General features: G+C 52.0%; 1 rRNA gene. It reads right to left on the bottom strand.

Annotation, left to right across the window (positions count from 1 at the left end):
- Positions 1–40: 40 nt before the first annotated feature.
- A 16S ribosomal RNA gene (locus tag J3U24_RS11440) occupies positions 41–1,373 on the bottom strand; the annotation flags it as partial.

Genomic DNA, 1,373 nt, shown 5'->3' on the forward strand with positions numbered 1-1,373 from the left:
TCTAAACAAACAATCTGTGTGAACACTTACGAGCTCTTCGTAAGGAGGTGATCCAACCGCAGGTTCCCCTACGGTTACCTTGTTACGACTTCACCCCAGTCATGAATCACACCGTGGTAAACGCCCTCCCGAAGGTTAAGCTATCTACTTCTGGTGCAACCCACTCCCATGGTGTGACGGGCGGTGTGTACAAGGCCCGGGAACGTATTCACCGTGACATTCTGATTCACGATTACTAGCGATTCCGACTTCATGGAGTCGAGTTGCAGACTCCAATCCGGACTTAGACGTACTTTATGAGGTCCGCTTGCTCTCGCGAGGTCGCCTCCCTTTGTATACGCCATTGTAGCACGTGTGTAGCCCTGGTCGTAAGGGCCATGATGACTTGACGTCGTCCCCACCTTCCTCCGCTTTATCAACGGCAGTCTCCTTTGAGTTCCCGACCGAATCGCTGGCAACAAAGGATAAGGGTTGCGCTCGTTGCGGGACTTAACCCAACATTTCACAACACGAGCTGACGACAGCCATGCAGCACCTGTCTCACAGTTCCCGAAGGCACTCTCGCATCTCTGCAAGATTCTGTGGATGTCAAGACCAGGTAAGGTTCTTCGCGTTGCATCGAATTAAACCACATGCTCCACCGCTTGTGCGGGCCCCCGTCAATTCATTTGAGTTTTAACCTTGCGGCCGTACTCCCCAGGCGGTCGATTTATCGCGTTAGCTTCGGAGCCCATCACTCAGGGCAACAAACTCCAAATCGACATCGTTTACAGCGTGGACTACCAGGGTATCTAATCCTGTTTGCTCCCCACGCTTTCGCATCTCAGCGTCAGTATCTGTCCAGAAGGCCGCCTTCGCCACCGGTATTCCTCCACATCTCTACGCATTTCACCGCTACACGTGGAATTCTACCTTCCTCTACAATACTCTAGTTAACCAGTTTTAAGTGCAATTCCTAGGTTGAGCCCAGGGCTTTCACACCTAACTTAATTATCCGCCTACATGCCCTTTACGCCCAGTCATTCCGATTAACGCTCGCACCCTCCGTATTACCGCGGCTGCTGGCACGGAGTTAGCCGGTGCTTCTTCTGTAATTAACGTCAATTGATGCACCTATTAGATACACCACCTTCCTCATTACCGAAAGTACTTTACAACCCGAAGGCCTTCTTCATACACGCGGCATGGCTGCATCAGGGTTTCCCCCATTGTGCAATATTCCCCACTGCTGCCTCCCGTAGGAGTCTGGACCGTGTCTCAGTTCCAGTGTGGCTGGTCATCCTCTCAGACCAGCTAGAGATCGTCGCCTTGGTAAGCCTTTACCTCACCAACTAGCTAATCCCATATGGGTTCATCAAATGGCGCATGGCCCG

The organism is Gilliamella sp. B2785 (assembly GCF_026537005.1).
Taxonomy (GTDB): domain Bacteria; phylum Pseudomonadota; class Gammaproteobacteria; order Enterobacterales; family Orbaceae; genus Gilliamella; species Gilliamella apicola_E.